The organism is Haloplanus sp. C73, assembly GCF_051195115.1.
Taxonomy (GTDB): domain Archaea; phylum Halobacteriota; class Halobacteria; order Halobacteriales; family Haloferacaceae; genus Haloplanus.
In genome coordinates this window covers 400,449-423,002 of sequence record NZ_JBNTJZ010000001.1, presented here as the reverse complement: position 1 = coordinate 423,002, position 22,554 = coordinate 400,449, and the positions used below count along the sequence as shown (strand labels likewise).

Here is a 22,554-nt window from a genome sequence, read left to right as displayed (position 1 = left end):
TGTTCACCGGTACCGCGACGTTCACACGCTGGACACCCCCGCGATTCGGGCGTCGCTCCCGGTGGCGCGCGCGCCGCGACCCGACGCTGGCAGTTTCACTTTCGCCACGCTGGCGGTGGCCTTTTAAACGTCGTCGCGGTAGACCACCCACGGATGACATCGTTCCAGTCGACACTCGGCGAGGAGGGGGGCATCGCCGAGGAGCTGGCCGAGAACCAGCGGGCCATCTCCATCGCCGAGTTCTTCGAGAAGAACAAGCACATGCTCGGCTTCGACTCCGGGGCCCGAGGGTTGGTGACCGCCGTCAAGGAGGCGGTGGACAACGCCCTCGACGCGACGGAGGAAGCCGGTATCGCGCCCGACATCTACGTCGAGATAAGCGAGGCGGGCGACTACTACCGGCTCGTCGTCGAGGACAACGGGCCGGGCATCACCAAAGAACAGATTCCGCGCGTGTTCGGGAAACTGCTCTACGGCTCCCGGTTCCACGCTCGCGAACAGAGCCGCGGCCAGCAGGGTATCGGTATCTCCGCCGCGGTGCTCTACTCACAGCTCACCTCCGGCAAGCCCGCGAAGATTACCAGCCGGACCCAAGGGAGCGCCGACGCGCAGTACTTCGAACTCGTCGTCGACACCGACGACAACGAACCCGAGATTCGAAACGAGAAGACGACGACGTGGGACCGCCCCCACGGCACGCGCATCGAACTGGAGATGGAGGCGAACATGCGGGCCCGCGCCCAACTCCACGACTACATCAAGCACACGGCGGTCGTCAACCCTCACGCCCGCGTCGAACTCCGGGAACCGGGACTCGACGAACCGCTGAAGTTCGAGCGCGGCACCGACCAACTCCCCGCCGAGACGGAGGAGATTCGCCCCCACCCCCACGGCGTCGAACTCGGGACGCTCCTGAAGATGCTGGACGCGACGGAGTCGTACTCCGTCTCCGGCTTCCTGCAGGGCGAGTTCACGCGCGTCGGCGGCAAGACGGCGACCAAGGTGTGTGACCGGTTTCGTGACCGCCACTTCGGCCGCGAGATGGCGTGGGCGACGCCCGAGACGACCGCAGATATCGAGGCCGCCGTCACCGACGCCGTCGCCAACAAGAGCGCGACGGCGACGGCGTGGTTCGCCGACCGCGTCGCCGAGACGATTGGTGAGCGCGAGCGACTCGCCCACCACGAACTCGTCGACCTCGTACACAATCTCGCCGACGCGGCCGAGGACGAACACGACGAAACCTTCGGCGACACGGTGCGAGAAAAGGCCGTCGAGGCGGCGTGGACGGCGCTGACAGACACCGACCTGTTGACGGCGTCGCTGTACGACCACGTCGACGGCGCGACCAGCACGCAGAAAGACGACGCGACGGTGCAGGGCATCGCCGAGCGGCTGGCCGCGAAGTTCGCGGAAGCCGACGACTCGCGACACCGCGCGACCCGCGACACCCTCGCTGGCTACGTCGACCGCTCGGCCGACCGCGTCGAGGAGGCCATCGATGCCACGTTCGGCGAGACGGCTCGCGAGAACGTCGTCGAAGCCGTCTGGTCCGGGATGCGAACCGTTCCCGACGACCTGCCGAACGTGGGCGTCATCGCGGACGACCGGGACACGGCCTCGGAACTCCTCGATGCGATGCGCGAGACGGACATCCTCGCGCCGCCGACGGACTGTCTCTCGCCCATCACCGCCGAACTCGTCGAGGCGGGCCTGCGCAAGGAGTTCGACGCCGACTTCTACGCGGCGGCGACGCGAGACGCCGAAGTCCACGGCGGCGACCCGTTCATCGTCGAGGCCGGTATCGCCTACGGCGGTGACCTCGACCACGACGGCTCGGTCGACGTGATGCGCTTTGCCAACCGCGTCCCCCTCGTCTACCAGCGCGGCGCGTGTGCCATCACCGACGTGGTGAAAGGCATCGGCTGGCGCAACTACGGGCTGGACCAACCCGGCGGCAGCGGCCTCCCCTCCGGCCCGGCGGTCATCATGGTCCACGTCGCCTCCACGAACGTCCCCTTCACCAGCGAATCGAAGGACGCGGTGGCGAACGTCCCCGAAATAGAGGACGAAATCGAACTCGCCATCCGCGAGGCGGCCCGCGACCTGAAATCCTATCTCAACCGGCGGCGCTCGCTGGAGAAGCGCCGGGAGAAACAGGACGTCCTCGGCCGCATCCTGCCGCAGATGGCCGACAAACTCGCGTCGGTGACCGGCCGCGACCGGCCGAACATCGACGGCGCACTCGGCCGCATCATGAACAACGTCATCGTCGAGCGAACCGTCGAGGACGGGACGGTCACCCTTCGCATCCAGAACCACTCCGACCGGACGGAGGAACTGGACCTCACGGACATCGTCAGCGCCGAACCGACGGCGGTGAGCGACGGCGGGTCCGTCGTCGACCTAGACGACGAGTGGTTCGTACAGTGGTCCCCGTCGGTGTCGGCGGGTGAAACGGCGACGCTCACCTACGAGGTGGGCGACGACGCGACGTTCGACGTCGACGTGGATGGCGTCGAAGCGGAGAAACTCACGGTGAACGCATGAGCTCACAGGACGAACGCGCCAGACAGCAGTTGATAGACCTCGCGGCGGAGTTTTACGACCAGTTCGCGAGCGGCGAAGTGCCGGAGATGACGCTCCCGACGCGGACGAAAAGCAACATCGAATACGACGAGGACAGCGGCGTGTGGGTGTACGGCGACCGCACGTCGACCCGCTCTGCCAACTCGGTGCAGGGCGCTCGCAAACTTCTCAAGGCCACCTACACCATCGACTTCCTCGCTCGCCAGTTGGAGGAAGGCCGTTCTTCGACGCTCCGAGAACTCTACTACCTCTCGGAGTCGTGGGACGCCGACGAGGCCGCCTTCTCCAGTCAGGACGAGTCCAACCAGTTAGTCGAGGACCTCGAAATCGTCTCGGAAGTGACCCGAGAGGACTTCCACATGCGCCCCGAGGAGTCGGGAGCGACGCTGATGGGACCGCTCGAACTCCGCGAGCAGACCCGTCGCGGCGAGCGCGAGATTCACTGTCAGGAAGACGTCGGGGAGGGCGGCTACCAGATTCCCAACAACCCCGACACAATCGACTTCCTCGACCACGACATCGACTTCATCCTCTGTGTCGAGACGGGTGGGATGCGCGACCGACTGGTCGAAAACGGCTTCGACACGGAGCACAACGCCCTCATCGTCCACCTGAAGGGCCAACCGGCGCGAGCGACCCGGCGCATCACGAAGCGCCTCCACGACGAACTCGACCTGCCGGTCGTGGTCTTCACTGACGGCGACCCGTGGTCCTACCGCATCTACGGCTCCGTCGCCTACGGCTCCATCAAGAGCGCCCACCTCTCCGAATACCTCGCCACGCCGGAGGCCCGATTTATCGGCATCCAGCCCGAAGACATCGTCGAGTACGACCTGCCGACCGACCCCCTCGCCGACTCCGACGTGAACGCTCTGGAGTCGGAACTCGACGACCCCCGGTTCATGACCGACTACTGGGAGGAACAGATAGAGCTCCAACTCGACATCGGGAAGAAGGCCGAACAGCAGGCGCTCGCCTCGCGCGGCCTCGACTTCGTGACCGACGAGTATCTGCCGACGCGACTGGCCGAGATGGGCGTGCTGTAATTACGACTCGACCAGCCCCTCGATTCGCGCCAGCGAATCCGCGTCCGCCGGCGACTTGTCCTCGCGGACGGCGACGAAACGCGGGAAGCGAAGCGCGTACCCCGACTCGTAGGTGGGCGAGGTCTGAATCTCCTCGTACCCCACCTCGAAGACAACTTTCGGCTCGATTGTCACGTCGGTCCCGTTTTGCTCGGTGATGAGCGGTTCGAGGCGGTCGCTCAGCTCCGCCAGTCGCTCGTCGGTAATCCCCGTCGCCACCTTGCCGATGGTCGCGAAGTCGTCTCCGTCGACGCGCGCCGAGAGCAGGAAGGTGCCGAGGTGGTTGGCGCGCCGCCCCTCGCCCCACTCGGCACCCGTGACCACGAGGTCGAGCGTCTCGACGTCCGGCTTGCGCTTCAGCCAGTTCTGCCCGCGTTTCCCCGGCGTGTACGTCGATTCGGGGTTTTTGAGCATGATGCCCTCGTGGCCGGCCTCCAGCGCCCGTGATTCGTGGTCAGCGATGGCGTCGACGTCCTCGGCGACGGTGAGCGGCGAGAGGCCGCCGGCGTCGCTGTCGACAGGAGCGAGTACGTTCGATAAGTGGTCGCGCCGGTCGAGCAACGGCGTATCGAGGAGGTCGACCCCGTCGGCGTGCAGGCAGTCGAACGCGCGGAACTCGACGGTGATTTCCTCGCGCATCTGGGCGACGTCGTGTTTCCGGCGGAAGCGCCGGAGGACCTCCTGAAACGGAAGCGGGTCGCCCGCGTCGTCGACGGCCAGCGCCTCGCCGTCGAGGATGGCGGGCACGTCGAGGTCCTCGGCGAACTCGACGAGTTCCGGCAGGGCGTCGGTGACGTCTTCGAGATTCCGGGAGAACACCCGCGTCTCGCCCGCGGGGTCGTGATGCACCTGCACCCGCGCTCCGTCGTACTTGGTTTCGACGGCGACGCGCTCCCACGCCTCGACGGCGTCGGCGGCCGTCCCCGTCTCCGCGAGCATCGCCTGCACCGGGCGCCCGATTTCGAGGTCCGCCGCGTCCAACCCCGCCTCGCCCTCGTCACGGGCGCGAACTGCCATCGCCCCGTAGTCGTTCGTCACTTGCAACGCGCGTTCGACGGCGTCGACGGGGACGTCGAACGCCGACGCGATGGCGTCGCGGACCGTCCCCTCGCCGACGCCGATGCGCATCTCCGAGAGGACGAGTCGGGCGAGATAGCGCGCGCCGAGCGGGTCGGCCCGGTTGAACAGGTCGAAGAGGAGGTCGACCTTGCGGTCGCGACTCCCCGACCCCGAAGCAGTCGCGAGGTCGCGGAGTTGTGCGGCCACCTCGGCGACGGTCAGCGAGTCGGGGCCGTCGGCACCGAACGCCGCCAGTCCTTGCTGGCCGTCGAGGTCGAGCGATTCCGCGACGGCACCGATTTCGCCCGCCTCGGCGAGGCGGTCGGCCACGTCGTCGGCGGTGACGTTCGGTCCCGCGGCGCGTGCGAGCGCCGCGTGACAGAGACTCGGGCCGACATCGAGCGTCGTCGACTCCCACGCGGGGACGACCCGTCCGAGCAACAGGCGAGCGACGACGGGCAGGTCGTCGCCCGCCTCGACGAACAGGTCCGCCACGAGCGACGTGATTTCGAGGTCGGCAGTCTCGGCCTCGATGGCGGCGACGCGGTCAGCGAAGTCGGCAAACTCCATCGCTCCGAGATGGGTCCGGGGGCCGGATAAGCGCGACGGGTTCGGTGGGAGCATCGGATTCAAGACGCTGTGTCGTACAGGAGGTGGTATGAACAGCGACCTGGCGGCACAGGTCCGTGCGGTTCTCGACGTCGACGTCTCGGAGTTCCGGGCACAGGCCCGCGCCGACGCCGAAGTGGTCAAGACCGAACTCAGAGACGGGACGTTCGACAACCATCGCTCCATCATCGGACTGGAGTACGAGTTCTACGCCGTCGCCGACGGGCGATGGCGTCGCGAGGGAGACGCCGCAGAGACGGGGACGGAACTCGTCCGCGTCCCGCGGCGCCTCCTCGAACTCATCCGGTTCGAGAAGGAACTCGGCCTCCACAACGCCGAGTTGACGACGAGCCCCCAGCCCCTGAACGCCGAGGGGCTCCGAGCGCAGGCCGCCGGCGTCCGCTCGCACCTGCTTTCGGCGCTCGAAACGACGCGCATCGAGGGGATGCGCCTCGTCAGCGACGGCATGTGGACCATCCCGCCGTCGGGGGAAACGGCTCGTGACTACCTCACCGATAGCATCACCGACGACGGGGTCCGCATCGCGACCAACATGACCGACGCGGTGCGGTATCACGCCATGGCCAACGGGCCGAACACGCCCTCGCCGTTCAGCATCGACGCGCCACACGTCGATCTCGAAGCCGACACCGTGATGCCCGAAAGTCTCATCACCTCTATCCAGCCCCACTATCAGGTGCCCCACGCCCCCGACCTGCCGACCTACCACAACTACGCGCTCCGGGTCGCGGGGCCGTTGCTCGCACTCGGCGTCAACTCGCCGTTTTTCCCACCCGACCTCTACGAGGAGGGGGTCGCGCCCGAAACCGTCGTCGCCGACGCCCGCGCCGAGAACCGTATCTTCGTCTTCGAGTCCGTCCTCAACAGCGAGGAGGCGAAGAAAGTGCAGTTCCCCGAGGACCTCGATACCGTCGAGGAGGCGGTCGACCGGGTCGCGAACGACCCGACCGTCGTCCCGATGCCCGTCGACCGCGGCGACCGCTTCGACGACCAGTTCGCGACGCTCCGGCGCAAACACGGCACCTTCTGGCGGTGGGTGCGGCCGGTGTTCGACGGCGCCGACCGCTCCTCCGCCAACGCCCGCATCGAGTTCCGACCCATCGCCGCCCAGCCGACCGTCCGTGACTCCATGGCGTTCATGGCGACCTTCGCCGGCCTGATGGAGAGCCTCCCGCAGAACGAACACCCGGTCATCGACCAAGATTGGCGCGTCGCTCGCGAGAACTTCTACGACGCGGCCCGCGAGGGACTCGCGAGCGAGCAGCGATGGATAACCAACGACGGCGTCGAGACGACCGACCCCGCCCGGCTGTACGCCGACCTGTTCTCTCACGCCGAGGCGGGGCTACGAAACGCCGGCTGCACCGCTGAACAGGCCAAGCACTACGTCGACCCGCTCCGAGAACGGGTGGAGTCGGGCGTCACACCTGCGGGATGGAAACGCGACGAAGTTCGAGAACGCGTCGAGAGTGGCGAGCCACTCGGAACCGCAGTCCCCGCGATGCAACGAGCGTACGTCGGCAATCAGACCGAAACGCTCCTCGACGGCGACTTCACCGACTGGCTATAGGAGCGACTCGAAGTCTTTGTGCTTCGTGATTTCGACGCCCTCGTCGGTGACGACGGCGACGTTGATGCCGTTGCCGGACGCCAAGTCACGCTCGACGGCGCTCTGGATGGCGTGGGCGGCGACCGACTTCGCCTCGTCCATCGACAGGTCGTCCTGATACTCCTGTTCGAGGACACCGAGCGCGTACTGGCTGCCGGAGCCGGAGACGGCGTAGTCCTCTTCCATCATGCCGCCGAGGGGGTCGAGGCTGTAGACGTGAGCGCCGTCTTCGTCGATGCCACCGAGGAGGGGCGAGACGATGAAAAAGGCGCCGGAGCGAAGGAAGTTGCTCGTGAGCGTCGACAGCGCCTCCATGCTCATGTCCTTGCCGCGTCGCGTCTCGTAGAGGCTCGTCTCCGAGCGGAGCGAGCGGATGAGCGACTGGGCGGCCGACACCGACCCTGCGATGGTGAGGGCGGCGTTCGGGTGAATCTGTTCGACCTTCTGGACGTCCTTACTGGAGACCATCCGACCCGCGCTCGCGCGCATGTCGGTCGCCATCACGACGCCGTTCTCGGTCGAGAGACCGACGGTCGTCGTTCCGGTTTTCATCTCCTTGTCCTCGCTTTCCGCAGCAGCGAGGCGTTCGTCCGTGTTGGTGAACTCGCCGATTTCCGGCCCGAACACCGGTCGGTCGTTCCCGTCGAGTTGGTCCTGGGTCTGTGAAAAGTCCTGATTCGTCGGGGTACGCATCACTTGGTCTTGCGGAGGCGCGCTGATAAATGCAACCCTTCGACCCTATCGACTCACACGGTCGTAGACGTCCCCCGTCGCCGCCACGAGGTTGCCAACCGGGAGCGTGACTCCGAGTTGGCGGGCGAACAGCGCCAGCGGCATCAACAGGATGCCGAGGACGAGCGCAATCTGATACGCCGCGAGCGCGCCAGCACGATACAGTGGTTCGAGCATCTGCGTAGACGTGCCTCCGGCGACCGGCGTATATAAGCTTTCCCGTCCGTCTGACGGGGATACCCCGTCGCTGTCTGTCGATTATGCCGAGCGCCGCGATTCGGGGAAAGAGCATCCACACCCACCAGAACCACGCCGATGCGGGGCGTCTCCCACACCTCTCTGACGCATAAGTTATGCGTGGTGTTCGGCGCACGTACGCGGTGGGAAACCCTGATACGTCGGGTTGGCGTACGAGCGGATATGTCGAACTGGACCGACAGGATTGTCGGCGACCGGATGGCCGTCGACCAAAAGTTCGGTGACCGGGTCCGGAGCTCCGAGTTCTCGAATCAGGAGTGGGGCCTGATTATGACCGCCGTCGAGTTCGAAATCGAACACGCCGACGACCCCGAGGCGGCACGGGTCGTCGCCGACACCGAGAACCTCCCGGAGATGATGCCCGAACTGGAGAAAGTGCAGGAGGGAGGCGCCACTCCCGGCGGCCCCGGTGGCGGGAACCAGCAACGGGACAGCGGGACGGGCGTCTTGGACGCCGTCCGCGGCGCCCTCGGACTCGGCGACGACAGCGAGGAGCGACTGGATGCCGCGGAACGCCTCGTCGACGAGTACGCCGCCGCGCTCCAGCAACATCTCGAAGAGAAAGGAAAGTGGGACGACGTTCGCGACGCCTACGACGGGTAGTTACAGCCGGTCCACGACAGCGTCGGCGACTTCGTCGGTCGTCGCCGACCCGCCGAGGTCCGGCGTCCGCGGCCCGTCCGAGAGCGTCGTCTCGACGGCGGTGCGCACCGCCGTCGCTTCTTCGGTGTAGTCGAGGAAGTCGAGCAACATTGCCGCCGAGAACATCGTCGCCGCCGGGTTGGCGACGCCCTCGCCCGCGATGTCGGGCGCACAGCCGTGGACGGGTTCGAAGATGCCCCGCTCGGAGCCGACGTTCGCGCTCGGAAGTAGGCCGAGGCCGCCGACCAGTCCCGCCGCGAGGTCAGAGAGCACGTCGCCCGCGAGATTGGGGCAGACGATGACATCGTACTGACTCGGGTCCATCGCGAGATGCGTCGCCATGGCGTCCATGTACGCCTCGTCGGCGTCGACGCCGTGTTCGGCGGCCACCTCGCTGACCGTGTCGACGAACAGGCCGTCGGTCACGCGCATCACGTTGTTCTTGTGGGCGATGGTGAAGCCGTCGTGCCCGTTCGAGTCGACGTACTCGCAGGCGAACTCCGCGAGTCGGCGCGAGGCCGACTGCGTGACCAGACGCGTCAGCGTCGACACGTCCTCCGACAGTCGGTCCTCGATACCCGCGTAGACGCCCTCCGTGTTCTCCCGGAGGATGACGATGTCAGTCTCGGGCTGGACGGCGTCGACGCCGGGATACGTTCGCGCCGGGCGGATGTTGACGAACGAGTCCACCGCGTCGCGAAGTGGGAGGATGACGTCGGCCGATGTCTCGCCAGTCGCGCCGAACAGCGTCGCGTCCGCGGTTTCGACGGCGTCGAGCGTCTCCTCGGGGAGGGGCGTGCCTGTTCGCTCCGCGACGGCGTCGCCCGCCTCGACGTGGTCGTACTCGAAGTCCGCGACGGCGTCGAGGACGCGCAGGGTCGCGGGGACGACTTCGTGCCCGATGCCGTCGCCCGGCAGGACCGCGATGCGCTCGCTCATCGGGAGTCGACGTACGGCAGGTCCGCCGCCGTCTCGTCGATGGCGTCCATGTTCGACCGGAGCAGGGCAACGGTGTCCCAGATGCCCTGCACCAGCGCCCCCCGCATCGCCTCGTCGATGTCGACGTCGACGGTCTTGGCGTCGTAGGTGACCTGCTCGTCGGCCACGTCGAGTTCGATACCGGCGCCGGGGTTCGATTCGACGAAGTTCTGTAGCTCCTCGACCGTCTCGGGGTCGGCCGTCGCGGCCGGAATCCCCAGCGACTTGCAGTTGTCGGCGAAGATTTCGGCGAAGGACTCGCCGACGATGGCTTCGACGCCCCAGCGAGCCAGCGCACGCGGCGCGTGCTCTCGGGACGAGCCACAGCCGAAGTTGTCGTTGACGACGAGGACGTTCGCTCCCTTGTACTCGTTGAAGGGATGGTCGTTGAGATTGCCGTCGTCGTCGCGGCGCGCGTCGTAGAACGCGTACTCGTCGAGGCCCTCCCACGTGGTGGTCTTGAGGAATCGCGCGGGGATAATCTGGTCCGTGTCGATGTCGTCACCGCGGAGGGGGACGCCCGTGCCCGCGACGCGTCGCACCTTCATCTCGTCGACGGCCACATCGCTCATGCGTCCACCTCCATGTCGCGCACGTCTGTCACCGCGCCTTCGACGGCGGCGGCGGCGACCATCGCGGGACTCATCAACACCGTTCGACCGTCCTTGCTCCCCTGTCGACCCACGTAGTTGCGGTTCGACGAGGAGGCACACCGCTCGTCACCTTCGAGGGAGTCGTCGTTCATCGCGAGACACATGGAACAGCCGGCCTCGCGCCACTCGAAGCCCGCGTCGCGGAAGATTTGGTCGACACCCTCCGCTTCGAGTTTCGATTTCACCGTCTGCGAGCCGGGAACTGCGAGCGCGCGCACGTCGGGGTCGACCGTCCGACCTTCCAGCACGGCCGCCGCCTCGCGGAAGTCGCTCACGCGACCGTTCGTACACGTCCCGAGGAAGGCGACGTCGATGTCGTAGCCCGACATCGTCTCGCCGGGTTCGACGCCCGTGTGTTCCTGTGCGGTCCGGGCGGCGTCGCGCTTGTCCTCCGGCAGGTCTTCCGGCGCCGGAACGGGGTCGCTGATGCCGACGGCCTGTCCGGGGTTGGTGCCCCACGTGACCATCGGTTCTAGGTTCGACGCATCGAGGTGGACGACGTCGTCGTAGTCGGCGTCGTCGTCGCTCGCGATGGACTCCCAGTACTCTTTGCGCTCCTCGAAGGCCTCGCCCTCGGGGGCGAACTCCCGCCCGCGCAGGAACTCGTAGGTGGTCTCGTCGGGGTTGATGTACCCCGCACGTGCACCGCCCTCGATGGACATGTTACACACTGCGAGGCGTTCCTCCATGGAGAGGTCGTGGACGGCCTCGCCGCCGTACTCGTAGACGTAGCCGACGCCGCCGTCGACGCCGAGTTCGGCGATGATTTTCAGGATGAGGTCTTTCGAGTACACCCCCTCGTCGAGCGTGCCGTCGACGTCGATACGCCGAACCTCGGCCTTGTCGGCCGCGACACACTGCGACGAGAGCACGTCCCGAACCTGACTCGTCCCGATACCGAACGCGATGGAGCCGAAGGCACCGTGGGTGGCGGTGTGGGAGTCGCCACAGACGACGGTCATGCCCGGCTGGGTCAAGCCCAGTTCGGGCGCGACGACGTGCGTGATGCCCTGCTTGTCCGAGTCCAGTCCGTAGAACTGGATACCCGTCTCCGACGTGTTGCGTTCGAGCGCCGTGAGCATGCCCTCCGCCGACTCGTCTGCCAGCGGTCGCTCGCGGCCCTCCGGACGCGTCGGCACGATGTGGTCCACCGTGGCGATGTTGCGCTCGGGGTAGGGTACCTCGATGCCCCGTTCGCGCAACTCGGAGAACGGCTGCGGGCTCGTGACTTCGTGAATCAGGTGCAGGCCGATGAACAGTTGGTCCTGTCCGTTCGGCAGGTCCGCCACCTTGTGACGGTCCCACACCTTGTCGTAGAGCGTCCCCTCGCTCATCGTCGTACCCGTCGGCCGGCGCGAACCGAGCCGTCGCGATATTCAGTCATCGGCCGGTGCCTCTGCTTCCTCCGGGGACTCCTCGGCCCAAGAGAACAGCGCGCGCAGTCGGGCGCCCACGTCCTCGATGTCGTGGTTCCGGTCGGCCTCGTGCAGCTGCGTGTAGGCCGGGCGGCCAGCCTTGTTTTCGAGGACCCAGTCACGGGCGAACTCGCCGTTCTGAATCGCTTCGAGCGCCTCGTCCATGTTCTCGCGGACGCCCTCGTCGACGATTTCGGGACCGACCTTCAGGCCACCGTACTCGGCGGTGTCCGAGACGGACTCCCACATCTCGGCCATCCCGCCCTCGTACATCAGGTCGACGATGAGCTTCATCTCGTTGAGACACTCGAAGTAGGCCATCTCGGGGCTGTACCCCGCATCGACCAGCGTCTCGTAGCCGTGCTTGATGAGCGCCGTGATGCCGCCACAGAGGACGGCCTGCTCGCCGAAGAGGTCCGTCTCGACTTCCTCTTGGAACGTCGTCTCGACGACGCCGGCGCGCGTACAGCCGATGGCCTGTGCGTAGGCCAGCGCCTCAGCCTTCGCGTCCGCCGTCGCGTTCTGATAGACGGCGAGCAGGGCCGGCGTGCCCGTGTCCTCGACGTAGTTCCGGCGCAGGAGGTGGCCCGGCGTCTTGGGCGCAATCATCGTCACGTCGACGCCCTCGGGGGGCTGAATCTGGTTGTAGTGGATGTTGAACCCGTGGGCGAACTGGAGGGTGTCGCCGGCCTCCAGCCCGTCGCTGATGGCCTCGAACACCGCCGGCTGGACGGTGTCGGGGACGAGCATCGAGACGATGTCCGCCTCCGCGGCGGCGTCGTCCGGCGTCGCGACGCGCAGGCCGTCGTCTTCGGCCTGTGCCCACGAGTCGGAGGTCTTTCGCAGGCCGACGACCACGTCGACCCCGCTATCGGCGAGGTTCTGAGCGTGGGCGTGACCCTGACTGCCGTAGCCGAGGACGGCTACGGTCTTGCCGGCGATTGCGTCACTGTCCGCGTCGTCGTCGTAGTACACTGGAACGGTGAATTCGGTTTCTGTCATGGTTATGTCGTCTTCCGCGTGCCGCGTTCGAGCGCTGCCGTCCCGGTTCGGACGATTTCGTGAATGCCGAACCGGCCGAACGTCTCGACCGCAGCCTCGATTTTCTGCTCGCTACCCGTGATTTCGACCGTCACCGACTGCTGTGAGACGTCGACGGTCTTGCCGTCGTACATCTCGGCCACGGCCCCGACTTGGTCGGGGTCGCTACCGTCCACCTTGATGAGCGCGAGTTCGCGCCGGATGGCGTTGGATTCGAGTTCGGTGACGGAGATGACGGGGATGAGCTTCTGTAGCTGTTTTTTCGCCTGTTCGATGCCCGGTTCGGGCTCCTCGATTTCGAGCGTAATCCGCGCCCTGTCCGGGTCAGTGGTCGGCCCCACGGTGAGGCTTTCGATGTTGAACTGCCGGCGCCGGAAGAGCCCGGACACGTTCGCCAGCACACCCGGTTCGTGTTTCACGAGCGCCGAGAGGACGGCTCGCTGGGCCTCCGGCTCTGCCTCGACTTCGGGGTCGATACGAATGCCTTGCGAGTTGCGTCGGCCCTCCGGCGTCTCGCGTTCCTCCGGCTCGGGGCCTTCGAGTCCGCCGCTCATAGTTGGTCCTCCGAGAGTGCGAACTTGTCGTTTGCGCCGCCACTTGGCACCATCGGGTAGACGTTCTCCTCGGGGTCGATGTGGAAGTCGATGACCGAGGGGCCGTCGTAGCTCAGCGCCTCCTCGATGGCGTCGGCCACCTCGTCGTAGTCGTCGACGCGCCAGCCGCGGGCGCCAAAGGCCTCCGCGAGTTTGTCGAACTCCGGAATCCAGCTATACCCGGCGGCCATGTGGCGGCCGTCGAAGAAGGCGTCCTGCCACTGCCGGACCATCCCGATGTACTCGTTGTTCAGGATGGCTATCGTGATGTCGAGGTTCTCGCGAACCGCGACCGAAAGCTCCTCGACGGTCATCAGGAAGGAGCCGTCGCCGTCGATGCAGACGACTTCCTCGCCGTCGTCGGCCGCCAGCCGCGCCCCGATGGCCGCGGGCAGGCCGTAGCCCATCGTCCCGAGCCCGTGCGAGGAAATCCACTTGCGCGGCTCTCGGAACGTCCAGTACTGCGACGCCCACATCTGGTGTTGGCCGACACCCGAGGTGACGACGGCCTCGTCGCTCGTGGCCTCGTCGAGCGCCTCAACGACGAACTGCGGTTTGAGCGGTTCGTCGTCCGGCGCCGCGTAATCCATCGGGTACTCGTCTTTCCACGTCTGGCACTGCTCGCGCCACTCGTCGACGTCGGGCACCGTCGTCAGCGCCTCGTCGAGTTGTTCGAGGACGCGCCCCGCATCGCCGATGAGCGGGTAGTCCGCGTGGATGTTCTTGCTAATCTCGGCGGGGTCGATGTCGACGTGGATAATCTCCGCGCCGGGCGCGAACGACTCGATGCCGCCGGTCAGGCGGTCGTCGAACCGGGTGCCGACCGCTATCAGCAGGTCCGTGTGGTTGATGGCGAGATTGGCGTAGCCGGTGCCGTGCATACCCGCCCACGATAGGCAGAGTTCGTGGTCCTCGGGCATGGTGCCGATACCCGGCATCGTCGTCACGACCGGAATCTCGTAGTCCATGGCGAACTCGCGGGCCACGTCCGCGGCGTCCGCCTTCACGACGCCACCGCCGAACAGGAGCAGCGGTTTCTCCGCCGACTCGATGGCGCTGGCCGCCGTCTCGACGGCGTCCGTGTCCGCCTCGCTCTGGGGCGTGTACGTCTCCGGCGTCTGGGCCATTCCCGGTTCCCGGTCTGTCTCCCCGTTGGTGACGTCTTTCGGGAGGTCGACCAGCGTCGGCCCGGGTCGACCGCTCCCCGCGAGCGCCACTGCCTCGCCGACGGTGTCGCCGACGGTGTCGGGGTCGCTCGCGAAGTAGTTGTTCTTCGTGATGGGGGCGGTGATGCCCGTCGTGTCCGTCTCTTGGAAGGCGTCGCTGCCGACCATGTGCTGGGGCACTTGGCCGGTCAGCGCCACCACGGCGTCGGAGTCCATGTTGGCGTCGGCGAGTCCCGTCACGAGGTTGGTCGCGCCGGGACCCGACGTGGCCAGACAGACGCCCGGCTCACCGGACACCACGTTGTAGGCGTCGGCGGCGTGGGCCGCGCCCTGTTCGTGTGCCATCATGACGTGCCGGAGGTCGGAGTCCCAGAGGGCGTCGTACACGGGCATGATTGCCCCGCCCTGAACGCCGAACATCACGTTGATGCCGGCATTTTCCAGGGCGCGGACGGTGGACGTGGCGCCGGACGTCACCGGCGTCGGCGTCGCGTCGGTGTCGGCCTCCGTCTCCTCTGTCTCCGGTGGTTTGGTCGTTCGTTCGCTCATGGTCGTGAATCGGTCGGTCGCTGTCGGTGTGGATGGTTCATGGTCGTGTGGCCGTCTGGCTATGTACGGTACGGTCGGGTCCGAGGAAGGGAGTGTAGGGGGCTATACAGCCCCTACAATGGGGTCGATTGGACCACCGGCTCCGCGCCCGCGCCGGCGACCCGCGTCCGCGACACTGCCGCGGACGTGACCGAACCCTCGCATCGTACCCGTTGGGTGCCTCTCTGGCCGTATAACTGTTTCCGTCGCGTCCCGATAGCGGGCGACGCCCGTCGCTCACACGGAGCGAGCGGACGGGCACGCTCAGGCGCGGACCTCCTCCTCGCGAGTGACGTTCTCCTCGCGGGCGAAGCGACGGAGGTCGGCCATGGTCACGCGCTGCTTGTCGGCACCGTAATCTTTGACCAGCCGCGTGACGGCCCGCACCTCGGAGTCGGTCGGCGCGTAGCCGATTTCTTCGAGGCGCTTTCGGACCGAGTGGGTCCCCGTGTGCTTCCCGAGGACGAACTCGCGGGTCGCACCGACCATCTCCGGCGTCATCACGCCCGGCTCGAACGTGTCCGAGTTCTCGATGACGCCCGCGGCGTGAATGCCGCTCTCGTGAGAGAAGGCGTTGCGGCCCACGACGGGCTTGTTCGGCGGGTTGGGGATGTCGCTGTACTCCTCGACCATCCGGGACAGTTCCGTGATGCGGGTCGTGTCGATACCGGTGTCGACGTCGTACAGCGCCTCGGAGGCCATGACGACCTCCTCGAACGCGGCGTTGCCGGCGCGTTCGCCGATGCCGTTGACCGATACCTGCGCCTGTGCGGCGCCTGCCTCGAAGCCGGCCATGGCGTTGGCCGTCGCCAGTCCGAAGTCGTCGTGCGCGTGCACGTCGACTCTGGCGTCGGTGTTCTCGCGGACCATCTGAACCAAGTCCATGAACCGCGTGGGCGTCGCAACCCCGCAGGTGTCAGGAATGTTGATCCAGTCGGTCCCCGCCTCGCTGACGGCCTCCACCACGTCGACGAGGAAGTCGTCGTCCGTCCGGGTGGCGTCCATCGGCGAGAACATACACTCCACGCCCGCCTCTTTGACGCGTTCGACCGCTTCGACGGCGCGGTCGACCGCCTCCTCGCGCGAGGCGTGCATGGAGTCTTGCAACTGCACGTCGCTCGTACTCACGAAGACGTGAACCAAGTCCACGCCCGAGTCGAGCGCCGCCTCCACGTCCTTGTCGACGACGCGGGCGAGGCCACACACCGTCGTGTCGGTGGCGTTCGAGATGTCTCGAACGGCCTCGAACTCCGCATCGGAGTTGACCGGGAACCCCGCCTCGATGACGTGGGTGCCCATCTCGTCAAGGACTGCGGCGATGTCTCGCTTCTCGTCGTAGCTGAACGACGTGCGTGGCGATTGCTCACCGTCTCGGAGCGTCGTGTCGAAAATTCGTACACCGTCAATTTCGCCGGTGCGGGCCAACGTGCCCTGGAAGAACTCGATCCGCCGGGGTGTCCGACGAATCCTCCATGTCGTTAGACATTGTATCCTACCAGAGTCCCTGCCTGATATATAAACCTGTCTCTGTCCGCTCGTCAGCGGCGACAAAGGATATATGCCCGCTCACGTGGACGGCCACGCCATGTCAGATTTCGTCGTCGCCGTCGACGGCACCGAGATGGACGCGACATGGCTCGACGAGAGCCCGGAGACGCGGCGGGCCATCGCGGATGCCTTGCCCATCGACGGCCAAGCCACGCGCTGGGGAGACGAACTCTACTTCCGGATTCCGGTCGACGTCGACGCCGAACCGACGGCGCGCGCGGAGGTCGAACCGGGGACGATTGCCTACTGGCCCAGCGGGAACGCGCTGTGTCTGTTTTGGGGACCGACGCCGGCGAGTACGGGCACGGAGCCACGGGCCGCGTCGCCGGTGAACGTCGTCGCCCGCATCGAGGACCACTCGCCCCTGTCTGCGTTGTCCGGCGGGGCCGGAGCGACGGTCAGCGTCACGACCGACTGACTACAGGTAGCCGTTCTCGTGGAGGAGTTCGCCGTTGAGGAGGCTGGCGCCCGCGGCGCCGCGGACGGTGTTGTGAGCGAGGCAGTTGAACTTCACACCGTGGGGCGTCGACTGCACGCCGCCGACACAAATCTGCATCCCCTGCCCGCGCATCCGGTCCATCCGGGGCTGGGGGCGCTCGGGGTCGTCGAAGACGTGAATCAGCTGGTTCGGCGCGCTCGGTAGGTCGACGCCGGGGAACTCGCGCATCGCGTCTTCAATCTCGCTGACTTCGAGGTCGTCCTCGGCGAGGTCGACGAAGGCGTTTTCGAGGTGGCCGTCGAGCGTCGGGACGCGGTTACAGGAGGCCGCGACGTCGACGTCGTGCCACTCGATTTCGGCGCCGTCGAAGTCGCCGAGCAGTTTCCGGGACTCCGTCTCCATCTTGTCCTCCTCGCCGCCGATGTGCGGGAGGACGTTGTCGATAATCTCCATTGAGGTGACCCCGGAGTAGCCGCCGCCGGAGACGGCCTGCAGCGTGGAGACGTTGATTCGGTCGAGACCGAACGCCTCGTCGAGCGCCGCCAGCGGCGGAATCATGGTTATCGTCGAGCAGTTCGGGTTCTTCACCAGTGCGCCGTCCCAGCCGCGTTCGTCTCGCTGCACCTCGATGAGGTCGAGGTGGCCCGGGTTGATTTCCGGAATCGTCAGCGGGACGTCTTCGGCCAGTCGGTCGTTCGAGGAGTTCGAGGAGATGACGTAGCCGTCGCGGGCGAAGTCCTCCTCGACGTCGACGGCGACGCCGGAGGGGAGCGACGAGAAGAGCAGGTCGAGGTCGTCCGGCACCGCGTCGGGGTCGGTGCGGCGGACCGTCATCTCCGCCACGTCGACGGGGATGGGGGTGTCGACTCGCCACTTCGCCGCCTCGCGGTAGGGCTTGCCCGCGCTCTCGTCGCTGGCGGTGAGCGCCGCGAGTTCGAACGTCGGGTGGTCGTCGAGTAGTTGGATGAATCGCTGTCCGACCGCACCGGTCGCACCGAGGATGCCGACTCGTACTGACATTACGTTCCCGTGTGGGTCACTCGCATAAGGCCGTTTGGATTCCGGGACAGCCTATCGCCAGTCGGAAAGTGACCGAACGAACGGCTCGGCAGTATCGACACGACGGGGCGAAACCAAACTCGGATTTGAAACCCGATTCGGGTACAGATGGGACACAGAACCCGTCAGTCGTCAACACCGGCTCCGTGACCGATACACTAACGGGGCAATTGGTCCTACTGCCGTTCATGTTCAGGAAGGTCCTCGTCGCGAACCGCGGCGAGATAGCCGTTCGCGTCATGCGCGCCTGCGAGGAACTCGGGGTTCGGACCGTCGCCGTCTACAGCGAGGCCGACAAGCACGCGGGCCACGTCCGCTACGCCGACGAGGCGTACAACGTCGGCCCGGCCCGCGCCGCGGACTCGTATCTGGACCAAGACGCGATTCTCGAGGCGGCGCGGAAAGCCGACGCCGACGCCATCCACCCCGGCTACGGCTTCATGGCCGAAAACGCCAGATTCGCCGCCCGCGTCGAGGACAGCGAGTGCACGTGGATTGGGCCGCCCGCCGAGGCGATGGAGCGACTCGGCGAGAAGACCAAGGCCCGGAAAGTGATGCAGGGGGCCGGCGTCCCCGTCGTGCCGGGGACGACCGACCCCGTCGAGGACCCGTCGGAAGTCGAGGCGTTCGGCGAGGAACACGGCTACCCAATCGCCATCAAGGCCGAAGGCGGCGGCGGCGGGCGCGGGATGAAAATCGTCGAGTCGCCGGACGAAATCGAGGAGCAGTTCGCCGCGGCCAAACGCGAGGGCGAGGCCTACTTCGACAACGATTCGGTCTATCTCGAACGCTTCCTCGAAGCGCCGCGACACATCGAAGTCCAAATCGTCGCCGACCACCACGGCAACGTGCGCCATCTGGGCGAGCGCGACTGCTCGCTCCAGCGCCGCCACCAGAAGGTCGTCGAGGAGGGGCCGAGTCCGGCGCTCTCAGACGACCTGCGCGAGCGCATCGGCGACGCGGCCCGAACGGGCGTCGGCGAGACGGACTACACCAACGCCGGCACCGTCGAGTTCCTCGTGGAAGACGGCGAGTTCTACTTCCTCGAAGTCAACACCCGGATTCAGGTCGAACATCCTGTCACGGAGGAAATCACGGGCATCGACATCGTGAAAGAACAGCTCCGCGTCGCCGCGGGCGAGGAAATCGGGTTCGCCCAAGCGGACGTCGACATCGAGGGCCACGCGATGGAGTTCCGCATCAACGCCGAGAACGCGGCTCGCGATTTCGCCCCCGCGACGGGCCGTCTGGAAACGTACGACCCGCCGGGCGGCATCGGGGTTCGGGTCGACGACGCCGTCCGACAGGGCGACGACATCGGCGGCGACTACGACTCGATGATAGCGAAGTTAATCGTCAGCGCCGGTGACCGCGACGAGTGTCTCGCCCGCGCGGAGCGGGCGCTCCGCGAGTTCGACATTCAGGGCTTCCACACCGTCATCCCGTTCCACCGACTGATGGTGACCGACGAGCAGTTCACCGCGGGCACCCACACGACGAACTACCTCGACGAGGAACTCGACCCCGAGCGCATCGAACGAGCGGTCGAACGCTGGGGACCGGACGAGGCGGAGGCCGACGACGAGGACGAGACGGTGACCGAACGCGAGTTCACCGTCGAGGTCAACGGCAAGCGCTTCGACGTGGAACTGGAGGAGCGCGGCGCGCCGGCCATCCCGACCGGCGGTGGTGACGGCGGCGGTGGTGGCGGACTGAGCCGCCCCGACGCCGCTACCGAAGACGACGAGGAGTCGGTCGCCCCCGGCGAGGGCGAGCAGATACACGCCGAGATGCAGGGCACCATCCTCTCCGTCGAGGTGGCCGCGGGCGACGAGGTGGCGCCCGGCGACGTCGTCCTCGTCCTCGAAGCGATGAAGATGGAAAACGACATCGTCGCCGAGAACGGCGGGACGGTCACCGAGGTGCTGGTGGGCGAGGGCGAGAGCGTCGACATGGGTGACCCCCTTATCGTCCTGGAATGACGGACACCCGGAGACGCCTCTGTCGGGCGCTGGCCGACGCCGACGGCCCGGTGTCGGGGCCGGCGCTCGCCGAGGAACTCGGCGTCTCGCGAGCGGCGATATGGAAACACGTCGAGGCGCTCCGAGAGGCGGGGTTCGATATCGAGAGCGGGACCGACGGCTACGCCGTTCGTTCGGTGCCCGACTACGGCGGCGACGCCATCGCCTTCGGCCTCGACGCCCCCTACGCTGTCGAGTATCACGACCGACTCGCGAGTACGAACGACCGCGCGCGAGAACTAGCAATGGAGGGCGCGAGCGACGTCCTCGTCGTCGCGGGCGAGCAGACGGGGGGCCGCGGCCGACTCGACCGGGAGTGGTCGTCGCCACTTGGCGGCGTCTACGCCAGCCTCCTCCGGCGCCCGGAGCGCCCGCCCGCTCACGCACCGATATTCACGCTCGCCGCCGCCGTGGCCGTCACGCGCGCCTGCCGCGAGGCGGGCGTCGACGCGGTCATCAAGTGGCCGAACGACGTGTTGCTCGCCGACGACGAGCGGAAACTCGCGGGCATCCTTACCGAGATGGAAGGCGAGGCCGACCGCATCTCGTGGCTACTCGTCGGCATCGGTGCGAACGTGGACGTGGCCGCCGCCGACCTGCCCGAGACGGCGACGAGCGTTCGCGAGGCGGGCGGCACCGCCGACCGGCGGCGCTTCTGCCAGCGGGTCGTCGAAGTGATTCACGACATAGACGCCGAGGAGGTACTCCCCGCGTGGCGCGACCACGCCGTCACGCTCGGCCGGGACGTGCGTGTCGAGACGCCCGGCGGCGTCGTCGAGGGCGAGGCCGTCGACATCGAGTTCCCGGGGGCGCTCGTCGTCCGCACGGAAGAAGGGGAGCGAACCGTCCACGCCGGGGACTGCGAGCATCTCCGGCCGGCGGGCGACTGATTGCCGTCAGTCGTCGCCTTCCGCCACGGGAACGGTCGTCACCGGAATCGAGGACGCGCGGACGACGGATTCGGCGACGCTCCCGAGGAGGAGACGGTCGAGGCCGCCCCGGCCGTGGGTGCCCATCACCACGAGGTCACAGCCCTCGTCCTCGGCGTAGCGGACGATTTCGCGACTCGGCTTCCCCTCGACGACGGTAGTCTCGACGGATACGTCGGTGTCGACGCCGTCGGCGAGTTCTCTGACGCGCTCTACGGCTTCGGCGGCGTCCTCGCGGAGGAGTTGGTCGACGCTCTCCCACGACGACTCCATCCCCAGTCCCGCGTAGGCGTCCGTACTCAGGACGTAGAGCCCGTGGATTTCGGCGTCGTTGATGCTCGCCACCTCGACGGCGTGTTCGATGGCTCGCTCCACGCCTTCCGAGCCGTCAGTCGGAACGAGAATCCGGTCGTACGCGCCCATGTGTATCGGTATCAGGCTACGCTACATAACTCTTGACACGGGAGGTCGGCGTGGCCACTACAACACGACGCGCTCGACGTCGGCGACGCCCGCCCGGCGGACGACGGCCCGAACGGGGTCCCGCGCGCCGGCGAGGTTGTCCGAGTCGCCGTCGAGGACGAGCAACTTCGCGTCTCGACCCGTCTCTATCAGCCCGCAGTTCCGGTCCACGAGTTCGGCGCCGTGTATCGTCGCCATCCGAAGCACCTCCTCGGCGGGGACGTCGCCAACCTTCGTCGCGAACTCCATCTCGCGGAACATCGACGGGCTGTTGAGCATGACGTTGTCCGTGCCCAGCGCGACGGTCGTTCGGTCACAGAGGTCGGCGATGGGCGGGGTGCCGACGCCGGTGACGAGATTCGAGCGCGGACAGACCACGACGGGGACGCCCTCGCGCTCGATGCGGTCGAGATGATGCGGTTCCGGGTGGACGACGTGGACGAGGAAGGTGGGGTCGAGGTCGAGGGCCGGCGAGAGGTCGTGGGAGTCACGCTCGCCCGCGTGGATGCCGAAGGGCTTGTTCGCGGCGCGGGTGGCGGCACGACGCTCAGCGAAGTCGTCGTCGCGGGCGCCGCTGGCGCCGAAGCCGTCGCCCGCCTCCATCGCGTCGACCGTCTCGCGTCCGAGCACCGTCGCCTCGATGTCGAGGCCGTCGAGCGCCTCCCGAATCGCTCGGACCCCCTCGACGCCGCCCTCGCGGAATTCGATGGTTCGGGCGGTTCCCGACCGTTCCATGAAGCGAAGCGAGCGCCGCATCGCCTCGACTTTCTCCTCGGTCGAGGCGGCGCGAAGCAGTCGGTGTTTGAGTCCGTCCGGCGGCGCCACGAGGTCATCGAGCGAGAGGCCGGCGCCGGCCTCTTTGGCTATCGAGTCGCCGATGTGGGTGTGTGCGTTGACGAACGCGGGGCAGATGATGGCGTCCGAGTCCGTCTCAGTCTCCTCGATGGCGACGATTTCGCCGTCGTCGACGACGACGCGACCCTCGATGGGGTCGAACGTCCGGCCGCGGAGGACGAGACCTTCGAGTTCCATACCGACACAGGCGTCGCGTTCGCCTT

The 22,554-nt window shown here is 67.0% G+C and carries 20 protein-coding genes; 7 read left to right on the top strand and 13 right to left on the bottom strand.

The window, feature by feature from the left end; translation table 11 throughout:
- Positions 1-153: 153 nt before the first annotated feature.
- Together ACQUSQ_RS02190 and ACQUSQ_RS02185 are read left to right on the top strand one after the other, a co-directional pair.
- Complete coding sequence (locus ACQUSQ_RS02190; RefSeq protein ID WP_435066864.1) at positions 154-2,550, top strand: DNA topoisomerase VI subunit B; 2,397 nt, start codon at positions 154-156, stop codon at positions 2,548-2,550.
- Positions 2,547-3,635, top strand: coding sequence for a DNA topoisomerase IV subunit A (locus ACQUSQ_RS02185; RefSeq protein ID WP_435066863.1), 1,089 nt, complete (start codon positions 2,547-2,549; stop codon positions 3,633-3,635). The genes ACQUSQ_RS02190 and ACQUSQ_RS02185 overlap by 4 nt, the downstream gene beginning before the upstream one ends.
- On the opposite strand, the gene ligA is transcribed toward ACQUSQ_RS02185, so the two are convergent.
- Positions 3,636-5,303: an ATP-dependent DNA ligase LigA gene (gene ligA / locus ACQUSQ_RS02180; RefSeq protein WP_435066862.1), complete on the bottom strand. Its 1,668-nt coding sequence runs from the start codon at positions 5,301-5,303 to the stop codon at positions 3,636-3,638.
- A gap of 88 nt (positions 5,304-5,391) precedes the next feature.
- On the opposite strand from ligA, the gene ACQUSQ_RS02175 reads away from it, so the two are divergent.
- Positions 5,392-6,933 (top strand): hypothetical protein, encoded by a 1,542-nt coding sequence (locus tag ACQUSQ_RS02175; RefSeq protein WP_435066861.1) that lies wholly within the window; start codon positions 5,392-5,394, stop codon positions 6,931-6,933.
- Here the strand turns inward: ACQUSQ_RS02175 and psmB are convergent.
- Both psmB and ACQUSQ_RS02165 read right to left on the bottom strand, forming a co-directional pair.
- Complete coding sequence (gene psmB, locus ACQUSQ_RS02170; protein ID WP_435066860.1) at positions 6,928-7,665, bottom strand: archaeal proteasome endopeptidase complex subunit beta; 738 nt, start codon at positions 7,663-7,665, stop codon at positions 6,928-6,930. The two genes, ACQUSQ_RS02175 and psmB, sit on opposite strands and share 6 nt — an antisense overlap.
- Before the next feature lie 45 nt (positions 7,666-7,710).
- A complete protein-coding gene (locus ACQUSQ_RS02165; protein WP_435066859.1) occupies positions 7,711-7,881 on the bottom strand; it encodes a hypothetical protein in 171 nt (56 codons plus the stop codon).
- Between the two features lie 243 nt (positions 7,882-8,124).
- Here ACQUSQ_RS02165 and ACQUSQ_RS02160 point away from each other — a divergent pair, with 243 nt between their 5' ends.
- On the top strand, positions 8,125-8,565 hold the full coding sequence (locus tag ACQUSQ_RS02160; RefSeq protein ID WP_435066858.1) for a DUF5799 family protein: 441 nt from the start codon (positions 8,125-8,127) through the stop codon (positions 8,563-8,565).
- Here ACQUSQ_RS02160 and ACQUSQ_RS02155 read toward each other — a convergent pair whose 3' ends face one another.
- The 7 genes from ACQUSQ_RS02155 to ACQUSQ_RS02125 all read right to left on the bottom strand — a co-directional run bounded on the left by ACQUSQ_RS02155 (position 8,566) and on the right by ACQUSQ_RS02125 (position 16,529).
- Positions 8,566-9,543 (bottom strand): isocitrate/isopropylmalate dehydrogenase family protein, encoded by a 978-nt coding sequence (locus tag ACQUSQ_RS02155; protein ID WP_435066857.1) that lies wholly within the window; start codon positions 9,541-9,543, stop codon positions 8,566-8,568.
- On the bottom strand, positions 9,540-10,154 hold the full coding sequence (leuD, locus tag ACQUSQ_RS02150) for a 3-isopropylmalate dehydratase small subunit (RefSeq protein WP_435066856.1): 615 nt from the start codon (positions 10,152-10,154) through the stop codon (positions 9,540-9,542). Before leuD ends, ACQUSQ_RS02155 begins: the two co-directional genes overlap by 4 nt.
- Positions 10,151-11,569, bottom strand: coding sequence for a 3-isopropylmalate dehydratase large subunit (gene leuC, locus ACQUSQ_RS02145; RefSeq protein ID WP_435066855.1), 1,419 nt, complete (start codon positions 11,567-11,569; stop codon positions 10,151-10,153). The genes leuD and leuC overlap by 4 nt, the downstream gene beginning before the upstream one ends.
- A gap of 42 nt (positions 11,570-11,611) precedes the next feature.
- Positions 11,612-12,652, bottom strand: coding sequence for a ketol-acid reductoisomerase (gene ilvC, locus ACQUSQ_RS02140; RefSeq protein WP_435066854.1), 1,041 nt, complete (start codon positions 12,650-12,652; stop codon positions 11,612-11,614).
- A 2-nt stretch (positions 12,653-12,654) separates the two neighbouring features.
- A complete protein-coding gene (gene ilvN / locus ACQUSQ_RS02135) occupies positions 12,655-13,245 on the bottom strand; it encodes an acetolactate synthase small subunit (RefSeq protein WP_435066853.1) in 591 nt (196 codons plus the stop codon).
- Complete coding sequence (gene ilvB, locus ACQUSQ_RS02130) at positions 13,242-14,999, bottom strand: biosynthetic-type acetolactate synthase large subunit (RefSeq protein ID WP_435066852.1); 1,758 nt, start codon at positions 14,997-14,999, stop codon at positions 13,242-13,244. The genes ilvN and ilvB overlap by 4 nt, the downstream gene beginning before the upstream one ends.
- 303 nt (positions 15,000-15,302) lie before the next feature.
- Positions 15,303-16,529, bottom strand: coding sequence for a LeuA family protein (locus tag ACQUSQ_RS02125; protein ID WP_092630106.1), 1,227 nt, complete (start codon positions 16,527-16,529; stop codon positions 15,303-15,305).
- Positions 16,530-16,623: 94 nt separating this feature from the next.
- Here ACQUSQ_RS02125 and ACQUSQ_RS02120 point away from each other — a divergent pair, with 94 nt between their 5' ends.
- The gene (locus ACQUSQ_RS02120) at positions 16,624-17,004 is read left to right on the top strand and encodes a cyclophilin-like fold protein (protein ID WP_435066851.1); all 381 of its coding nucleotides are present in this window, start codon (positions 16,624-16,626) and stop codon (positions 17,002-17,004) included.
- Here the strand turns inward: ACQUSQ_RS02120 and asd are convergent, their stop codons facing one another.
- A complete protein-coding gene (asd, locus tag ACQUSQ_RS02115; RefSeq protein ID WP_435066850.1) occupies positions 17,005-18,045 on the bottom strand; it encodes an aspartate-semialdehyde dehydrogenase in 1,041 nt (346 codons plus the stop codon). It abuts the gene before it with no gap.
- 227 nt (positions 18,046-18,272) lie between these two features.
- Here asd and ACQUSQ_RS02110 point away from each other — a divergent pair, with 227 nt between their 5' ends.
- Positions 18,273-20,066, top strand: coding sequence for an acetyl-CoA carboxylase biotin carboxylase subunit (locus tag ACQUSQ_RS02110; protein ID WP_435066849.1), 1,794 nt, complete (start codon positions 18,273-18,275; stop codon positions 20,064-20,066).
- Positions 20,063-20,995: a biotin--[acetyl-CoA-carboxylase] ligase gene (locus tag ACQUSQ_RS02105; RefSeq protein WP_435066848.1), complete on the top strand. Its 933-nt coding sequence runs from the start codon at positions 20,063-20,065 to the stop codon at positions 20,993-20,995. Before ACQUSQ_RS02110 ends, ACQUSQ_RS02105 begins: the two co-directional genes overlap by 4 nt.
- A gap of 6 nt (positions 20,996-21,001) precedes the next feature.
- On the opposite strand, the gene ACQUSQ_RS02100 is transcribed toward ACQUSQ_RS02105, so the two are convergent.
- Both ACQUSQ_RS02100 and ACQUSQ_RS02095 read right to left on the bottom strand, forming a co-directional pair.
- The gene (locus ACQUSQ_RS02100) at positions 21,002-21,457 is read right to left on the bottom strand and encodes a universal stress protein (RefSeq protein ID WP_435066847.1); all 456 of its coding nucleotides are present in this window, start codon (positions 21,455-21,457) and stop codon (positions 21,002-21,004) included.
- A 57-nt stretch (positions 21,458-21,514) separates the two neighbouring features.
- Positions 21,515-22,528: an amidohydrolase family protein gene (locus ACQUSQ_RS02095; protein ID WP_435066846.1), complete on the bottom strand. Its 1,014-nt coding sequence runs from the start codon at positions 22,526-22,528 to the stop codon at positions 21,515-21,517.
- Positions 22,529-22,554: the final 26 nt, after the last annotated feature.

Bases quoted from the DNA above. Each gene is read 5' to 3' on its own strand.
- ilvN (WP_435066853.1), bottom strand. From the start codon at position 13,245: ATGAGCGGCGGACTCGAAGGCCCCGAGCCGGAGGAACGCGAGACGCCG.
- leuC (WP_435066855.1), bottom strand. From the start codon at position 11,569: ATGAGCGAGGGGACGCTCTACGACAAGGTGTGGGACCGTCACAAGGTG.
- ACQUSQ_RS02185 (WP_435066863.1), top strand. From the start codon at position 2,547: ATGAGCTCACAGGACGAACGCGCCAGACAGCAGTTGATAGACCTCGCG.
- ACQUSQ_RS02095 (WP_435066846.1), bottom strand. From the start codon at position 22,528: ATGGAACTCGAAGGTCTCGTCCTCCGCGGCCGGACGTTCGACCCCATC.
- ACQUSQ_RS02160 (WP_435066858.1), top strand. From the start codon at position 8,125: ATGTCGAACTGGACCGACAGGATTGTCGGCGACCGGATGGCCGTCGAC.
- ACQUSQ_RS02175 (WP_435066861.1), top strand. From the start codon at position 5,392: ATGAACAGCGACCTGGCGGCACAGGTCCGTGCGGTTCTCGACGTCGAC.
- ilvB (WP_435066852.1), bottom strand. From the start codon at position 14,999: ATGAGCGAACGAACGACCAAACCACCGGAGACAGAGGAGACGGAGGCC.
- ACQUSQ_RS02155 (WP_435066857.1), bottom strand. From the start codon at position 9,543: ATGAGCGAGCGCATCGCGGTCCTGCCGGGCGACGGCATCGGGCACGAA.
- leuD (WP_435066856.1), bottom strand. From the start codon at position 10,154: ATGAGCGATGTGGCCGTCGACGAGATGAAGGTGCGACGCGTCGCGGGC.
- ACQUSQ_RS02165 (WP_435066859.1), bottom strand. From the start codon at position 7,881: ATGCTCGAACCACTGTATCGTGCTGGCGCGCTCGCGGCGTATCAGATT.
- ligA (WP_435066862.1), bottom strand. From the start codon at position 5,303: ATGGAGTTTGCCGACTTCGCTGACCGCGTCGCCGCCATCGAGGCCGAG.
- ACQUSQ_RS02120 (WP_435066851.1), top strand. From the start codon at position 16,624: ATGTCAGATTTCGTCGTCGCCGTCGACGGCACCGAGATGGACGCGACA.
- ACQUSQ_RS02190 (WP_435066864.1), top strand. From the start codon at position 154: ATGACATCGTTCCAGTCGACACTCGGCGAGGAGGGGGGCATCGCCGAG.
- psmB (WP_435066860.1), bottom strand. From the start codon at position 7,665: ATGCGTACCCCGACGAATCAGGACTTTTCACAGACCCAGGACCAACTC.
- ACQUSQ_RS02110 (WP_435066849.1), top strand. From the start codon at position 18,273: ATGTTCAGGAAGGTCCTCGTCGCGAACCGCGGCGAGATAGCCGTTCGC.
- asd (WP_435066850.1), bottom strand. From the start codon at position 18,045: ATGTCAGTACGAGTCGGCATCCTCGGTGCGACCGGTGCGGTCGGACAG.
- ACQUSQ_RS02100 (WP_435066847.1), bottom strand. From the start codon at position 21,457: ATGGGCGCGTACGACCGGATTCTCGTTCCGACTGACGGCTCGGAAGGC.
- ACQUSQ_RS02105 (WP_435066848.1), top strand. From the start codon at position 20,063: ATGACGGACACCCGGAGACGCCTCTGTCGGGCGCTGGCCGACGCCGAC.
- ilvC (WP_435066854.1), bottom strand. From the start codon at position 12,652: ATGACAGAAACCGAATTCACCGTTCCAGTGTACTACGACGACGACGCG.